Here is a 15,457-nt window from a genome sequence, read left to right on the forward strand (position 1 = left end):
CAAACGAAATCACAACTCCAGCAGTTGATGAAGTCGTTGAAGTAGGTACTAAGAAAGGCGTAGTTACTACAACTGAAGAAGTAGTAGAAAAAGAAGTTATCAAACATGGTAGCTCTACAGTGCAAAATCCAGCTTTACCAAAAGGCACAAGAAACGTAAAAGTTCAAGGTGTAGATGGAGAGAAGGAAGTAACTTATACTGTTACGAAAGCTGATGGCCAAGAAGTTAGCAAGGTTAAGAAGTCAGAAACCGTGACAAAACCAGCAGTTGACGAAGTCATCGAAGAAGGTACTGGTCCAGTCATTACCACTAAGGAAGAAACTAAGACTGAAGAAGTAGACTTCCAAGTCAAAGAAGTTCCAAATCCAGCCCTTCCAGAAGGTGTCCGCAATGTGACAACTTCAGGTAAGAAGGGTGTTCGTACCATTGTTTACACAGTAACCTACGCAGACGGTGTTGAAACAGGTCGTGTAGAGAAATCCAACACTATCACAACTCCAGCAGTTGATGAAGTTGTTGAAGTAGGTACTAAGAAAGCTACTGCTCCAGTTGTTACAACTGAAAACGTGACTGAAACTCAAGTTATTTACCATGGCACTATCACTTTAAGCAATCCAGATCTTCCAAAAGGAACAAAACGGATCAAGATTGCTGGTGTTGATGGTGAAAAGACTGTTGTCTACACAATTACTAAGACAAATGGTGTTGAAACAAGCCGAGTTGTCAGAGACGAACAGATTACGAAAACACCAATCACTCAAGTAGTTGAAATTGGTACTAAGGAATCTGGTAGCAGCCAATCAAATGCTAGTCAAGATCAAAAAGATCCATCAGACAAAGCTCAAGATTCTAAAGGACAAGGTCAAAAGGATTCAACTGGTAAAGTTCAAGATCCTAAAGATCAAGCGAAACCAGGATCAGATGCTGCTACAAGTAGTCAATCAGGTCAAACAGACCGTCCACAACAACCTCAATACTCTAGAGTAAATAGAAACGCAGAAGAGAAGAAGAACCTTCCAAACACTGGTGAACATGCAAATGGCCTTGTGGCTCTATTAGGACTTGTTCTTGCAAGTGTAACGGCCTTCTTTAACTTCCGTCGTAAAAAACACTAAGAATTAGGTTGAAAAAATATAAGGCATTTGTGCTTAATCTCCCGTTGCTTTTCTAAAAACAGGGACCAGCAAATGTTAAATAGAAAAGAGGCTGAGATAATATCTCAGCCTCTTTTTGAATCCTAACGTAATAGTTAGACTCAAAATCTTAGCATTAAAGGGAAAGAAAAAAGCCCGATCTTACGAGCTTTGTGTTCAGATGCTTCCTGATAAATCAGGTTATATAAGGCGGTAGACGGATTTGAACCGACGATCAAGCTTTTGCAGAGCCGTGCCTTACCACTTGGCTATACCGCCTCAACCTTTACTATTTTACCTTAAAAAAGGACTTTCGTCAATACACTTGATTCTAAGAAAATGAAATAATACTGAAAACTAGAAAAATAAATGCTGATAAAATCAAGGTTTTCGAGGAAAAATAAAGCAAAAGAGCTTGTCAAATCCTTGAAATTCTGTTATCATAATAGATGCCGTGCAAATGGCAAAATACTCATTTTAGATGAATTGTGGGACTGTTGCCCTTGGGTTGTCCTGCGAGCTGAAATCTAAAAGAGGAAAAAAACAAAAAGGAGAATTTACTCATGGCAGTAATTTCAATGAAACAACTTCTTGAGGCTGGTGTTCACTTTGGTCACCAAACTCGTCGCTGGAACCCTAAGATGGCTAAGTACATCTTCACAGAGCGTAACGGTATCCACGTTATTGACTTGCAACAAACTGTAAAATATGCAGACCAAGCATATGATTTCATCCGTGATGCAGCTGCAAACGATGCAATCATCTTGTTTGTTGGTACTAAAAAGCAAGCTGCTGAAGCTGTAAAAGATGAAGCAGAACGCGCTGGTCAATACTACATCAACCACCGTTGGTTGGGTGGAACTCTTACAAACTGGTCTACTATCCAAAAACGTGTAGCTCGTTTGAAAGAAATCAAACGTATGGAAGAAGACGGAACTTTCGAAGTTCTTCCTAAGAAAGAAGTAGCTCTTCTTAACAAACAACGTGCACGTCTTGAAAAATTCTTGGGTGGTATCGAAGAAATGCCACGCATCCCAGATGTAATGTACGTAGTTGACCCACATAAAGAGCAAATCGCTGTTAAAGAAGCTAAGAAGCTTGGTATCCCAGTGGTTGCGATGGTTGACACAAACACAGATCCAGACGACATCGATGTAATCATTCCTTCTAACGATGACGCTATCCGCGCTGTTAAATTGATTACTGCGAAAATGGCTGACGCTATTATCGAAGGTCGTCAAGGTGAAGACAGTGTTGAGTCAGTAGAAGCTGAATTGGCTGCAACTGAAACTCAAGCAGACTCAATCGAAGAAATCGTTGAAGTTGTAGAAGGCGATAACGCTTAATTCAAATAATTAGTAATTACCTAGGAGGGCGGGGCTTAGCCCGGCCCTCCTATTTTTAAAAAATATAGGAGAATCAAAATGGCAGAAATTACAGCTAAACTTGTTAAAGAGTTGCGTGAAAAATCAGGTGCTGGTGTCATGGACGCTAAGAAAGCATTGGTTGAAGTTGAAGGTGACATCGAAAAAGCGATTGAATTGCTTCGCGAAAAAGGTATGGCAAAAGCAGCTAAGAAGGCTGACCGTGTTGCTGCTGAAGGTTTGACAGGTGTTTATGTAAACGGTAATGTTGCAGCAGTAGTTGAAGTAAACGCTGAAACGGACTTCGTTGCAAAAAATGCTCAATTTGTTGATTTGGTAAATGCAACTGCGAAAGTAATCGCTGAAGGCAAACCAGCTAACAACGAAGAAGCACTTGCTTTGACAATGCCTTCAGGTGAAACTCTTGAAGCTGCATACGTATCTGCAACTGCAACTATCGGAGAAAAAATCTCATTCCGTCGCTTTGCTTTGATCGAAAAAACAGATGCACAACACTTCGGTGCTTACCAACACAATGGTGGCCGTATCGGTGTTATCTCTGTTGTCGAAGGCGGAGACGAAGCTCTTGCTAAACAAATTTCTATGCATATCGCTGCGATGAAACCAACAGTTCTTTCATACAAAGAATTGGATGAGCAATTTGTTAAAGATGAATTAGCACAATTGAACCATGCTATTGATCAAGATAACGAAAGCCGCGCAATGGTTGGTAAACCAGCTCTTCCGCACTTGAAGTATGGATCAAAAGCTCAATTGACTGATGCAGTTGTTGCTCAAGCTGAAGAAGACATCAAGGCTGAGTTGGCTGCTGAAGGTAAACCAGAAAAGATCTGGGACAAGATCATCCCAGGTAAAATGGATCGCTTCATGCTTGACAACACTAAAGTTGACCAAGCATACACACTTCTTGCACAAGTGTACATCATGGATGACAGCAAGACAGTTGAAGCTTACCTTGAATCAGTAAATGCTTCAGTAGTTGAGTTCGCTCGCTTTGAAGTTGGTGAAGGTATCGAGAAAGCTGCTAATGACTTTGAATCAGAAGTTGCAGCAACAATGGCAGCAGCTCTTGGACAAAACTAAGAATCTACTATCATAAAAAGAACGGGACAAGATTGATTTTGTCCCGTTTTTATCTTTATAAGCCTGAGCTCTTGTATCAGTCAAAAGCTTTTTAGTATTGTTTATGCTATTTAGCCACTCTTCTCATCAAGTTGCTATGTGAAATCACAGCATCAATAAAAATTAGAAGAATACCAAAAATTAAGAGATGAGTAATTTGAGAATAGGTAAAAGTAATTCTAAACTTCTGAGTGAATAGGATTCCTATCACAGTAGCGAGTGTAATGAGTAGATTAAGAGTCCACTTTGTTTTCTGTTTCATCTTGGCCTGTTCAAATAAGAAGGGGATAAAGAAGCAGGCAACCAATATGGCAATCTGGACATTGACATAATGGGCAGAAAATACTGTGTATAGGAACAAGGTTGAAAGCAACCAAGTGAGCACGTGGCGAGTATAAGTGAGCCAATCTAGCGTCATTGGACAATCCTCCTTTTGAGATAATTGTGAATAGGTAAGGTACCTATTCTTTCTGTACATTTCCACCTATATTATAACGCTTTAAAAGTTAATTGCAAGCGGTTACAATCGAGAATCTGCTCTTTTTTAAAGCTTTTTCACTAGTTTGAATTATCAGACCTTTTACCATCCCTTTTCCTTTCAAAATAAGGACTTTTTCGGTATAATGTTAGTCAAAGATAGTCAATGTCAAAGATGCTTTTGTGAAGCTAGAAATCAGTGTCTAATGTTTAATGAAAGAGCGATTAAAAATAATAAGATTGACTAGAAAGGAAGATCATGAGCGGTAAGAATACTTCAGATAATATCGAAGCCTATATTAAAGCAATTTTAGAGCAGGCAGGTATGGTTGAGTTGAAGCGGAGCGAGTTGGCTGATGTCTTCCAGGTCGTTCCCAGTCAAATTAATTATGTGATTAAGACGCGCTTTACTGAAAGCCGGGGCTACGTTGTCGAAAGTAAGCGAGGTGGCGGTGGCTACATTCGAATCGGAAAGGTTGAGTTTTCTGATCGCCATCAGATGATATGTGAGTTGTTCGATCGTATTGGAGAGCAAGTGAGCCAACAGTTCTTTACAGATATTATTCAACTCTTGTTTGATGAAAGAATTATGTCGGAACGTGAAGGCAACCTTCTTTTGGCTATATCATCTGATTGTGTTTTAGGAGTAGATGCTCCAATAATTCGCGCTCGTATGTTAAAGAAAGTATTACAGCAACTTGATAGAAAAGGAACTTAAATCGAAATGAAATATTCAAAAGCCTTGATTGTTAGTATAGAAGAAGCCCAGCAATTGGCTAGCCATTTTGAATCTGAGTATTTAGAGTCATGGCATCTCTTGATTGCTTTTTCTAATTATCCGTACAGCGTAGCAGGCTCAGTTTTAAACGATTATCCGCTGGAAATCGATCATTTTGAGGATGCTGCTTACCATGTAGTAGGAAAGTCTTATCAGAAGGAAGGGCAATTTAGTATCCTGCCTTTTTCTCATCGCTTGACGACTCTTTTTAAGGAGGCAAAAGCTATAGCCGAAGCTACTCACGCAAAGGAAGTCGGAACTGAACATATCTTATACGCTATCATCAGCGACAGAGGAACCCTAGCAACTCGTATTTTAGAATTTGTCGGCTTTAGTTATGAAGACAAAGAAGGAGTCTTGCGTATTAATGATTTGCGGAGAAACCTGGAACAAAAGTCTGGCTGGACTAAGAATGATTTAAAAGCAATCCGCAGTCTTCATAAAGGTTTTAATCAAGCCAAGCAAAACATGGCAAACATGATGGGGATGCCACCTACTCAGAGTGGTGGTCTAGAAGATTACACACGAGACTTGACGGAATTAGCTCGTTCAGGTCAGCTAGAGCCTGTTGTTGGTCGAGATCAGGAAATCTCTCGGATGATTCAGGTTCTCAGTCGCAAGACGAAGAATAATCCTGTTTTGGTTGGGGATGCTGGAGTTGGTAAAACTGCTCTAGCTCTCGGTTTGGCCCAGCGTGTAGCTTCTGGTCAAGTTCCGCACGAACTAGCCAAAATGCGGGTTCTAGAGCTTGATTTAATGAATGTAGTGGCAGGGACTCGTTTCCGTGGGGATTTTGAAGAGCGTATGAACAATATCATTGACGATATTGAGAAAGATGGTAAGGTCATCCTCTTTATCGATGAGCTTCATACTATTATGGGGTCTGGTAGCGGTATTGACTCTACGATGGATGCTGCGAATATCCTTAAACCTGCTCTGGCTCGCGGAACACTGCGTACGATAGGAGCTACAACTCAAGAAGAATACCAAAAGCATATTGAAAAAGACGCTGCTCTATCTCGGCGCTTTGCTAAGATCAGTATTGAAGAACCAAGTGTGGCTGACAGTATTGCTATCCTTAAGGGGCTAAAAGAAAACTATGAAGCCCATCATAAGGTAACGATTACAGATCAAGCAATTGAAATAGCTGTGAAATATGCTCATCGTTATTTGACAAGCAAGCATCTGCCGGATTCAGCAATAGATCTGTTAGATGAAGCGAGTGCTACAGTGCGTAACAATGGGGCTCAGAGTCATGCGCAAGAGGATTTGAGCCCAGCAGATCGAGCAATTATAGCTGGTCAGTTCAATAAGCTTGGTCGCTTGATCAAGGAAGAAAATCAACCTCTATCAAGTAATTTGAAGGTAGAGGAAACAGACATTTTGACAACTCTCAGTCGCCTGTCTGGTATTCCAGTCCAAAAATTGACTCAGACAGATGCTAAAAAATATTTGCACTTAGAAGAAGAATTGCATAAGCGGGTGATTGGCCAAGATGAAGCTATATCAGCTATTAGTCGTGCAATTCGTCGTAATCAGTCAGGTATTCGAGCGAATAAGCGACCGATTGGTTCCTTTATGTTCTTGGGTCCAACTGGGGTTGGTAAGACTGAGTTGGCTAAGGCCCTGGCAGAAACCCTCTTTGACGACGAATCAGCTCTCATTCGTTTTGATATGAGTGAATACATGGAGAAATTTGCAGCTAGTCGTCTCAATGGAGCGCCTCCAGGCTACGTCGGCTATGAAGAAGGAGGCGAATTAACAGAGAAAGTTCGCAACCGACCATATTCCGTCCTCTTATTTGACGAAGTTGAAAAAGCCCATCCGGATATTTTCAATGTCCTTCTGCAGGTTTTAGATGATGGTGTATTGACTGATAGTAAGGGACGAAAGATTGATTTTTCAAATACGATTATTATCATGACCAGCAATCTAGGAGCAACCAGTTTGCGTGATGATAAGACGGTCGGCTTTGGAGCGCGCGACATTCGCTTGGATCATGCAAATATGGAAAAACGAATGTTAGAAGAGCTCAAAAAGACATACCGTCCAGAATTTATTAACCGGATTGATGAAAAAGTCGTCTTCCATAGCTTGTCAGCAGACCATATGCAGGAGGTTGTAAAAGTGATGGTTAAACCTCTGGTTGCCAGTCTAGCTGAAAAGAATATCCAACTAAAATTTCAAGCCAGTGCCTTGAAACTACTAGCTAAAGAAGGATATGATGTAGAAATGGGGGCTAGACCTCTTCGTAGGACTCTGCAAACCAAAGTTGAAGACAAACTAGCAGAACTGCTATTAACTGGTGATTTACAAGCTGGTCAGACCTTGAAAGTGGGGGTTAAGGCAGGTCAGTTGAAGTTTGATATAGTATAAAGTCCAAATGAAATCACAGTATTTATACTGACCAATTCTAAAAAATACAGGAAAAGCTCTGATATAACAATAGTCAGGGCTTTTTCAATTTTAGCTTTAAAATTTCAGTTTAAAAATATTTTTATAAATTTTTATAAAAACTATTGACAAAATAAAAATATAATTTATAATAAAAACATAGAAAAAATAAAAATATAAAAAACAATAAAAAGGTGAAACTATGAAAGAAAAAATTGCAATCGTCTTTGGAACCTTTGCTCCCTTGCATCAGGGACATATTGATTTGATTCAGAAGGCGAAGCGTTCTTACGACAAGGTGCGCGTGGTGGTTTCTGGTTATCAAGGTGACCGTGGGGAGGAAGTAGGCCTGTCTCTGCAGAAGCGTTTCCGCTATACGCGGGAGACTTTCGCAGATGATGAATTAACTCAGGTTTACAAACTGGACGAAACGTCCTTTCCTCGCTATCCTCTGGGTTGGAACCAGTGGTTGCCGGCCTTATTAGAGTTGGTGGGCTATGATGCAGAAGGCGAGGAACTGATTTTCTTTGTCGGAGAGGCTGATTATCAGGCAGAGCTGGCAAAGCGTGGTTTTGAAACCTGTTTGGAAGAGCGTCATGTTGGGATTTCCGCTACCATGATTCGAGAAAACCCTAGCCATTATTGGAAATATATGGCCCAACCTTTCCGTCGGCATTTCACCAAGAAAGTGCTGATTATGGGTAGCGCCAGCAATGGTAAAACGACCTTGGCCAAAGATTTGGCACGCTACTATGATGCTCCAGTTAGCCTAGAATATGCTCGAGAATACCAGATCCAAAATAATGTGCGAGATGATGAACTGACCCCTAAAGACTACTACTATCTGCTCTTAGGACAATATGCTCAGACTTCTCGCCTCATTGACAGCAGCGCTAACCGTGGTCTGGTAGTGGCTGATACAAATTCACTGGTAACCAAGGCTTACTATGATTACTATCTGAAAGAAAGTCCAGTTCAAGACGAGGAAACAGATACCTTTGACAATCTCTTTGTCAGCATCTTGTCCAAGGAAAAATGGGATTTGATTCTCTTTGCTGAGCCAGTCGGGACCTATGTCAATGATGGCTTTCGCGATATGAGCATGGCAGACGAGGCTATCCGCAGTGATTTTTCAAGCTATCTGAAAAAGCTGAAAGATCAGTACTTGCCTGATCATCCGACAGTCTATCTGGCTGGCAGTTATTTTGACAATTATCAAGCAGCCAAGGAAGCAATCAACAAGATTTATCAAGCGGATTAAAAAAGAAAGTGGTAGAATAGAATGGAAATAAAAAATCAAAAACTCTCTCCTGAAGCTCTCTGCGCAGGACTGAAACAAAAAACTCAAACCTTTGCTCGGAATTTCCGTAATGTCTGTGCCGCAGCTAAAAAGCAGGGCATTAATGGGATTGCAAAATTGCTCTGGCAGGACCTATTTGGTGGCCGTAGCTTGGCTCAATGGCTCTACTTACTTGCTCTTTCCAGTCTGCCTTTCATTCTGGAGTTTACCAGTGGCCAGGCGAAGCATGATTGGCTAGGACTCTTTGCTTCCTGGACAGGCATCGTCTGTGTCATCCTAGTAGCTGAGGGTCGGGCTAGCAACTACCTTTTTGGGGCTGTAAATTCCGCAATTTACCTCATATTGTCTTTCAATGCTAGCTTCTATGGCGAAGTTCTGACAACGGTCTACTTCTTTATCATGCAGCCGATTGGTCTTTATACTTGGCTGTCCAATCGGGTCAATGAACAAGATAAGGAAGAACCTTCTCATTTTGAAGCTAAGAAGTTAGACTGGCGTGGCTGGCTTAAATATCTGGCCTTGACGGCTTTGATTTGGATTGGTATGGGCTTTGCCTATAAGAGCATTCATAGTCACCGGCCTTTCCGCGATAGTGTGACAGATGCGACTAATGGTATCGGTCAGCTTCTCATGACTGGCCTCTACCGCGAGCAGTGGATTTTCTGGATTGCGACCAATCTCTTCAGTATCTATCTCTGGTGGGGTAGCAATCTCCATATCCAGGCCATGTACTGGGTCTATACCCTCAATAGTATCGTCGGGTGGTATCAGTGGACCAAGGCAGTGAAGAAAGCTTAGAGCAAGATTTGGAGGATTTTTGATAGAAAAGGATAAGATACTTATGACCAAACAGGCTATTCCATCTGGTATGACAGAAAAAGAATATTATGAAACAATGGCGGATGAATCCGCCTTTTTGGAATGGTACAAGACTCAGGATTTGCCAAAATATGAGACCCCGAGTGTAACAGCAGATATGGTGGCATACTGCTTCGTGGAAGGTCAGATAAAACTCTTGGTCATCAAGCGCAAGGCCCATCCTTATCAAAATAAATATGCCCTAGTCGGAGGCTTTGTGGACAAAAATGAGGATGCCTATCAAGCCTGCATTCGGGAAGTCAAAGAAGAGGTGGGGCTTGAGATACCGCTGGAAAAGGTGGAACAACTGATGACGGTTTCTACACCAGGACGTGATCCACGTGGTTGGGTCATTACTATTTCCCACTTGGTTTATCTTCCGGCTATAGCAGTAGATCAAGTACAAGCTGGCGATGATGCTAAAGAAGTCACCTTTCTTGATGTGGACTTTAAGACAAGGAGCTTTAGGGATGGTGAACAGCTTTTGACAGCAGAGGACTTTGCCTTTGACCACTACCAAATCCTGCTAGAATCTATTAAACGGATTCAGGGTCGACTGGACTGGAATCCAACTTTTCTCCATCTGCTGGAATCACCGTTTACTGTCTATGAAGGGACTGAGCTGGTTAATCTCATCTCGCCTAGACGACCTATTGTCAGCAATAATTTTCTAGTTAAATTTGGAGAATATCTAGAAGAAGCTGGCGTCAAGCGCGTGCCAAAGAAGAAGCCGAGAAAAGTTTATCGGCTGAAGACAGAAAAAACGGCTTAAAAGAAAGTCGAGGATATATTTCTCTTGCAGGGCAAAATTGTCCTGTTTTTCTTATTTTAATGCCGAATAGATAAGTAGGAGCAAATTTCTCATGACAAAAGAAGTAGCATGAGAAGCTTGAACTTGCTTGGGTAGAAACTTTTTAAAGAATTTTATATAAATGATTGACAAATAAAAAACATAGTATTACAATTACATTACAAAAAGATTTCTAAATGTTACAAGGAGGCAAAAGATGAAAACACGTACTTATACAAAAATGATGGCAGTTGTAGTTCTAGCTTCTGGTCTGCTTTTAGGGGCATGTGGTAAGAAAGAAGAAAGTACAACAAGTACTAGTTCTAGCAAGACTGTTCAGACTTCCTCTAGCTCAAAAGTTGCGTCATCCAGCAAGGCTAGTTCTTCTTCTAAGGCTAGCAATCGACCTTCTTCAGAAGGAGCAGTTGGCCAGTCTGGACAAGTCGAAGCTTCTGCCAGTCAGCAACAGTCTACTGTAGAAGCGCCTCAAGCCCAACAAACGCAACCGCAGCAAGCTTCAGGTCGACAAAATACTCAGAATCAAGCAACTCAACCAGCTCAAGCATCGGAAAGCAATCGCCAGCTTCAGAATAAGCAGGCAGCCAGCAATGCTCGCTATAAAGGTGTCTTGACTATGGTGGATGGGGATTTCTCAGCGGCTGCTGGTACTTGGAAGGATGCTAATGGAAATACTGTGACGGTATCGGGTAACGGCCAATTCACAGTCCAGTCTGCAGATGGAAAGACAGCTAATTATTCCATCGCTTCCTACTCTTATACGCTGGATGATGGCAAATACAATGCGCAGTTGAGCGGGCAAGGTAATGCCAATCTGCAGATTACAACAGGAGCAGATGGTTCAGTAACAAGTGTTGTGGTGACTCAACCCTAAACAGAACAAAAAGGAAGTCCGATTGGCTTCCTTTTGTTTTATTTTTGAATTTGCAAGAGCTCTTCAATTTCAGCAAGGGTGTTTGCTTGAGAAATCGCTCCTCGTAGTTTAGCAGCTCCGGATGTTCCACGCAGGTAGTGTGGAGCTAGGCCCCGGAATTCTCGAACGGCAATATGTTCCCCTTTGAGATCAATCAAACGTTTAAGGTGGTCGTGGGCGATTTTCATTTTATCTTCAAAGGTCAAGTCCGGAAGGATTTCACCCGTTTCAAAGTAGTGGTTGATCTGATTGAAGAGGTAAGGGTTGCCCATAGCAGCTCGTCCTACCATAACAGCATCAGCCCCGACTTCTTCGATACGTTGTTTGGCTTCTTGAACGCTGCGGATATCTCCGTTAGCGATGAAAGGAATCTTAGTCAGAGCTTGGGCCACATCGTGCAAGGTTTCAAGATCGGCATGGCCAGTATACATTTGCTCACGGGTGCGACCGTGCATAGCTAGGGCTGAGACTCCGGCGGCTTCAGCTGCCAGGGCATTTTCTACAGCCAGTGAACTGTCGGACCAACCTGTCCGCATCTTGACTGTCAGGGGAATATCTAGCACGGATTGGACCTTGTTGATGATTTTGTAGATTTTTTCGGGATCTTTAAGCCACATAGCTCCAGCTTCATTTTTAACGATTTTATTGACCGGGCAGCCCATATTGATATCAACGATGTCCGTTTTAGTGTTTTCTTGGATAAATTCTGCTGCGCGGGCTAAGCTGTCCTCGTCGCTACCGAAAAGTTGGATAGAAACGGGATTTTCTCCCTCATCAATGTGGAGCATGTGGAGGGTTTTTTCGTTGTTATACTGGATGCCCTTGTCAGAGACCATTTCCATCACGACCAGGCCCGCTCCCAGCTCTTTGGCAATGGTCCGGAAAGCAGAGTTGGTTACGCCGGCCATAGGTGCCAGAACTGTGCGGTTGGGAATTTCGACATTTCCGATCATAAAAGGGGTATTAAGATTTGTCACGAATCAGTTCCTCCAGGTCATTTTGGTCAAAGTGATAGGCAGTCTGGCAGAATTGACAGACGATTTCAGCTCCTTGGTCCTGGTCACGCATCTCTTCCAAGTCAGTCTTTGGCAAGGTAGCCAAGGCATTCATAAAGCGCTCTTTGCTACAGTCGCACTGGAAGCGGATTTCTTCTTCAGACAGGCGTTTGTATGGCTCATCACCATAGATGGCAGCCAGCAGAGCTTCGATATGGTCATCTGATTCCAGCAGTTTTGATATGGCAGGCATTTCTTGGATTCGCTTCTCAAAGCGGGCAATTTCAGCTTCTTTAGCACCAGGCAGAACTTGTACCAAGAAACCACCGGCAACCTTGACTTTGTCGTTCTCATCTAAGAGAACATTGAGACCAACAGCGGAAGGTGTTTGCTGGCTTTCAGTTAGGTAGAAAGCTAGGTCTTCGCCGATTTCTCCAGAGATGAGAGGAGTCATGGAGTTGTATGGATTGCCCGTACCGTAGTCCGTGATAACGAGGAATTCGCCTTGGCCAACAAAAGGACCAACCAGTACTTCGCCAGTAGCTGTCTTTTTGATATCTACACCGGGATTCTGTACATAACCTTTGACATTACCCTCTGTATCTGCCACTGTGATAATCGCGCCTAGTGAGCTGGTTCCGAGAACCTTGACGGTAATCTTGGTCTGGCCTTTTTCATTTGCAGCCAAAATCTGGCTGGCAATCAGTGTGCGGCCAAGTGCAACAGTAGAACTGGCTTGAGTTTGATGTTTTTCTTGAGCGGTCCGAACCGTCTCTGTGCTATCCAGCACATAAGCACGGAAAGAGCCATTTTCTGAGATAGTTTTGATAATTTTGTCCATACCTTTTATTTTAACACAAAATAGAGAAAGGGGCGCAGGCTTGCGCTTGTTTTTTCAAGTTTGTGAAGAGGGCTTAAAGAAATTTTAAACTTGTAGTAGCAATCAAGCTTAATTCTTTTAGGTTATCATCTTAAACTTTACCTCGGTTACAAAACAAAAAACGCAGGGACATCTTCTGCGTTTTCTTATTTTACAGGTCCATTTCTGGGAAAAGTTTGGCCAGTATTTTAGGGGTGATGCTTTGTCCCGGCCCCTCAGCACAATAGGTGTGCATATACATAGAGGGGTTGAAATTGAGCTCGATGCAGGTGCAGTTAGGATTTTCCTTGGTAGAAATAGCAGAGCTGTCAGGAATAATCAGGTCAACGCCACAGGCCCAAGCTCCCATAGCCTTTGCCATGTTCGCAGCAAGTTCCTTATAAGATGGGTGCATGCTGTCTGTGACGTCAATCGAGTCTCCGCCGGTAGAAATATTGGAATTGCGTCGCAAGTCAACCTTGACTCCAGCAGGCAGGATATCATCTGGTCCATAGCCTTGCTGGTCCAGCATGAGCAGTTCAATGTCCCCCAGTTCAATGATTTCAAGCGGTGATCGATGATCCCGACCCCGTAGCGGATTGTCGTTTTTGATGGCAACCAATTCTCTCAAGGTATGCTGACCGTCTCCGACGACATTGGCTGCTACTCGCAAGAGGACTGCCTCACACTGACCGTCTAAGACAAAGAAGCGGTACTCCGTTCCAGCGATAAATTCTTCCACTAAGACAGCAGCGTCTTCTGAAAAAGCGATTTCCAAAGCCTTGCGATAAGCTTCCAGACTAGCTGGTTCTTGGAAGATGGAGATGCCTAGTCCGAAGTTAGTTGACTTTGGTTTGACAACAATTTGTCGGTCCTTAATCAAAGGGTAATAGGCCAGTCCATCCTCTAGGGAAGAAAATTCTGCTCCAGCTGGAACGGGAAAGTCAGCTGCAGCCAAAATCTTTTTGGTGACGGTTTTATTGGCCATGGCCAGAGGGATGACATAGTTATCCTTGGAGGTCATATTGCCGTTCTTGACATATTCCACATGGCGACCATGCCAAAGCTTGAGAAATTGGTCATTTTCATCTAAAATTTCGACATTAAGCCCCTTTTGGATAGCATCAAAGAGTAGCATCTGGGTGGATAGTTCCATATTTTCGTAGCCTTTGAGGGCATAAGGAGCAGTCCAAGCGTAGCGGTGATATTCCTCTGCTTTTTCTAGCCCAAAGGCCATTAAGGAATCATGCTGGATATGAGGCAGGAGCTGGCCAGATAGGGTTAGCTGAGGATTTTGTAGCGCCTCCTTAAGATGTTGAAGTAAGGTTTGGTAGTAAGTTGGCAGTTCAAAATGCTGGATAAGCTCTTCCATGGCTTGGAGAAGGGCTGAGCTGTCTGCCTCATCTGGCAGGGCAGTCAGTGGATGGCTACAAGCAATCTTTTGGTTCAAGTCGTGGGCAGCTTTTAATGCCGCATCAACATTTTCTACATCATCTAGCCAGAGCAGGCTCAGTAAAAAGAGATGGACGGTATCTAAGGTTTCTTGGCTAATACCTAAATGGTCAAAAGGATTGAGATCGAAGCAGCGGAATTCTAGATAAGTGATACCTTGCTCCAGATAGGCACGATTGTGCTTCTGTCCACGGAAGCGAACGGCTGAGTAAAATTCTTTTTCAGCGCTGAGCTCGCCTGACTGAACGTAGTTTTCAATATCGGTTACATATTGCTCCAAAGAAGCGTAGGACACTTGAATATTTTCGTCATTGACATAGCCATAGTCGCTGTTACGAAAAGAGCGGATAGGCTGGGAAATTTCCTGACTGTAGAAGCCAGTTTCTGCCAAAGGTGCAGCACCGTAGAGATAGGTTAAGATCCAGCGGAAACGCAGAAAGTTTCGAGCCAGCTTGAGATAGAGGCCGTTTTTAAAATCCTTAAGTGATTGATAGGAGCTGACTTGAAAGAGAGCAGTGACTAGATCTTTCCCTAGCTCCATGTTGTAGTGGATACCAGAGATAGCCTGTAGTTTTTTGCCATATTTTTCCGCCAAGCCCTCTCGGTAGTGGCGCTCATAGTCGTTTTCCAGACAAGCAATGACAATCTCCTCTTCAGTCAGCTGCGGTGGCATGGACAGAGGCCAGAGGCGCTCGTTCTGATCAATCGAGCGGGCCGCCACGTCACTAATAGCCCCCAGTAAGCGCCTAGCTTCCTTAGTCGAGTGAGCAATAGGTGTTATTAGTTCTAGTTGTTGCTCGCTGAAGTCTGTTTGGATGCTTGGGTGGAAATTCCTTGAACCGAGTTGACTTGGATGGGCAGTTTGGGCTAAGTGTCCATCCAAGTCAACTCGGAGATTTTCCCTCTCTAGACCAAAGGTCGCTTGAAGAATAGGGCTTGATGTATCCAGTTTCTGCAGTAATTGATTAATCGTCATCGTTTCA

The 15,457-nt window shown here is 42.9% G+C and carries 13 protein-coding genes and 1 tRNA gene; 9 read left to right on the forward strand and 5 right to left on the reverse strand.

Annotated features, from left to right (window positions below; translation table 11 throughout):
• A partial coding sequence (locus HMPREF2780_RS07235) for a G5 domain-containing protein (protein ID WP_158672302.1) occupies positions 1-1,115 on the forward strand: 1,115 nt, incomplete at its 5' end.
• Positions 1,116-1,341: 226 nt separating this feature from the next.
• Here the strand turns inward: HMPREF2780_RS07235 and HMPREF2780_RS07245 are convergent.
• Positions 1,342-1,412: transfer RNA gene (locus tag HMPREF2780_RS07245), tRNA-Cys, on the reverse strand.
• A 284-nt stretch (positions 1,413-1,696) separates the two neighbouring features.
• On the opposite strand from HMPREF2780_RS07245, the gene rpsB reads away from it, so the two are divergent.
• Both rpsB and tsf read left to right on the forward strand, forming a co-directional pair.
• A complete protein-coding gene (gene rpsB, locus HMPREF2780_RS07250) occupies positions 1,697-2,479 on the forward strand; it encodes a 30S ribosomal protein S2 (RefSeq protein ID WP_008809924.1) in 783 nt (260 codons plus the stop codon).
• 78 nt (positions 2,480-2,557) lie between these two features.
• Positions 2,558-3,601, forward strand: a complete 1,044-nt coding sequence (tsf, locus tag HMPREF2780_RS07255) for a translation elongation factor Ts (RefSeq protein WP_045504582.1) — start codon at positions 2,558-2,560, stop codon at positions 3,599-3,601.
• 106 nt (positions 3,602-3,707) lie between these two features.
• On the opposite strand, the gene HMPREF2780_RS07260 is transcribed toward tsf, so the two are convergent.
• Complete coding sequence (locus HMPREF2780_RS07260) at positions 3,708-4,058, reverse strand: hypothetical protein (RefSeq protein ID WP_008809922.1); 351 nt, start codon at positions 4,056-4,058, stop codon at positions 3,708-3,710.
• 318 nt (positions 4,059-4,376) lie between these two features.
• Here HMPREF2780_RS07260 and HMPREF2780_RS07265 point away from each other — a divergent pair, with 318 nt between their 5' ends.
• The 6 genes from HMPREF2780_RS07265 (at position 4,377) to HMPREF2780_RS07290 (ending at position 11,129) form a co-directional block, all read left to right on the forward strand.
• Entirely contained in the window at positions 4,377-4,835 is a 459-nt protein-coding gene (locus HMPREF2780_RS07265; RefSeq protein WP_008809921.1) for a CtsR family transcriptional regulator, read from the forward strand.
• Between the two features lie 6 nt (positions 4,836-4,841).
• Positions 4,842-7,271 (forward strand): ATP-dependent Clp protease ATP-binding subunit, encoded by a 2,430-nt coding sequence (locus HMPREF2780_RS07270; RefSeq protein WP_105026420.1) that lies wholly within the window; start codon positions 4,842-4,844, stop codon positions 7,269-7,271.
• Positions 7,272-7,491: 220 nt separating this feature from the next.
• Positions 7,492-8,550, forward strand: coding sequence for an AAA family ATPase (locus tag HMPREF2780_RS07275; protein WP_105026421.1), 1,059 nt, complete (start codon positions 7,492-7,494; stop codon positions 8,548-8,550).
• A 21-nt stretch (positions 8,551-8,571) separates the two neighbouring features.
• Positions 8,572-9,387 carry a nicotinamide riboside transporter PnuC gene (gene pnuC / locus HMPREF2780_RS07280; protein WP_105026422.1) on the forward strand — a complete coding sequence of 272 codons (816 nt, stop codon included), beginning with the start codon at positions 8,572-8,574 and terminating at the stop codon, positions 9,385-9,387.
• A 43-nt stretch (positions 9,388-9,430) separates the two neighbouring features.
• Positions 9,431-10,219 carry an NUDIX domain-containing protein gene (locus tag HMPREF2780_RS07285; RefSeq protein ID WP_061582816.1) on the forward strand — a complete coding sequence of 263 codons (789 nt, stop codon included), beginning with the start codon at positions 9,431-9,433 and terminating at the stop codon, positions 10,217-10,219.
• Positions 10,220-10,454: 235 nt separating this feature from the next.
• A complete protein-coding gene (locus tag HMPREF2780_RS07290) occupies positions 10,455-11,129 on the forward strand; it encodes a DUF6287 domain-containing protein (RefSeq protein WP_045504572.1) in 675 nt (224 codons plus the stop codon).
• 38 nt (positions 11,130-11,167) lie between these two features.
• Here HMPREF2780_RS07290 and dusB read toward each other — a convergent pair whose 3' ends face one another.
• The 3 genes from dusB to gshAB form a co-directional block, all read right to left on the reverse strand.
• Positions 11,168-12,145, reverse strand: coding sequence for a tRNA dihydrouridine synthase DusB (gene dusB / locus HMPREF2780_RS07295; RefSeq protein WP_041789808.1), 978 nt, complete (start codon positions 12,143-12,145; stop codon positions 11,168-11,170).
• Positions 12,132-13,004 carry an Hsp33 family molecular chaperone HslO gene (gene hslO / locus HMPREF2780_RS07300; RefSeq protein WP_105026424.1) on the reverse strand — a complete coding sequence of 291 codons (873 nt, stop codon included), beginning with the start codon at positions 13,002-13,004 and terminating at the stop codon, positions 12,132-12,134. Before hslO ends, dusB begins: the two co-directional genes overlap by 14 nt.
• 190 nt (positions 13,005-13,194) lie before the next feature.
• A complete protein-coding gene (gene gshAB / locus HMPREF2780_RS07305) occupies positions 13,195-15,450 on the reverse strand; it encodes a bifunctional glutamate--cysteine ligase GshA/glutathione synthetase GshB (RefSeq protein ID WP_008809913.1) in 2,256 nt (751 codons plus the stop codon).
• Positions 15,451-15,457: the final 7 nt, after the last annotated feature.

Origin of the sequence: Streptococcus sp. HMSC062B01 (assembly GCF_001811085.1) — a bacterium.
GTDB lineage: Bacteria > Bacillota > Bacilli > Lactobacillales > Streptococcaceae > Streptococcus > Streptococcus gordonii.

Coding starts and splice junctions, on each gene's coding strand:
- rpsB (WP_008809924.1), top strand. CDS start 1,697: ATGGCAGTAATTTCAATGAAACAACTTCTTGAGGCTGGTGTTCACTTT.
- tsf (WP_045504582.1), top strand. CDS start 2,558: ATGGCAGAAATTACAGCTAAACTTGTTAAAGAGTTGCGTGAAAAATCA.
- HMPREF2780_RS07260 (WP_008809922.1), bottom strand. CDS start 4,058: ATGACGCTAGATTGGCTCACTTATACTCGCCACGTGCTCACTTGGTTG.
- HMPREF2780_RS07265 (WP_008809921.1), top strand. CDS start 4,377: ATGAGCGGTAAGAATACTTCAGATAATATCGAAGCCTATATTAAAGCA.
- HMPREF2780_RS07270 (WP_105026420.1), top strand. CDS start 4,842: ATGAAATATTCAAAAGCCTTGATTGTTAGTATAGAAGAAGCCCAGCAA.
- HMPREF2780_RS07275 (WP_105026421.1), top strand. CDS start 7,492: ATGAAAGAAAAAATTGCAATCGTCTTTGGAACCTTTGCTCCCTTGCAT.
- pnuC (WP_105026422.1), top strand. CDS start 8,572: ATGGAAATAAAAAATCAAAAACTCTCTCCTGAAGCTCTCTGCGCAGGA.
- HMPREF2780_RS07285 (WP_061582816.1), top strand. CDS start 9,431: ATGACCAAACAGGCTATTCCATCTGGTATGACAGAAAAAGAATATTAT.
- HMPREF2780_RS07290 (WP_045504572.1), top strand. CDS start 10,455: ATGAAAACACGTACTTATACAAAAATGATGGCAGTTGTAGTTCTAGCT.
- hslO (WP_105026424.1), bottom strand. CDS start 13,004: ATGGACAAAATTATCAAAACTATCTCAGAAAATGGCTCTTTCCGTGCT.
- gshAB (WP_008809913.1), bottom strand. CDS start 15,450: ATGACGATTAATCAATTACTGCAGAAACTGGATACATCAAGCCCTATT.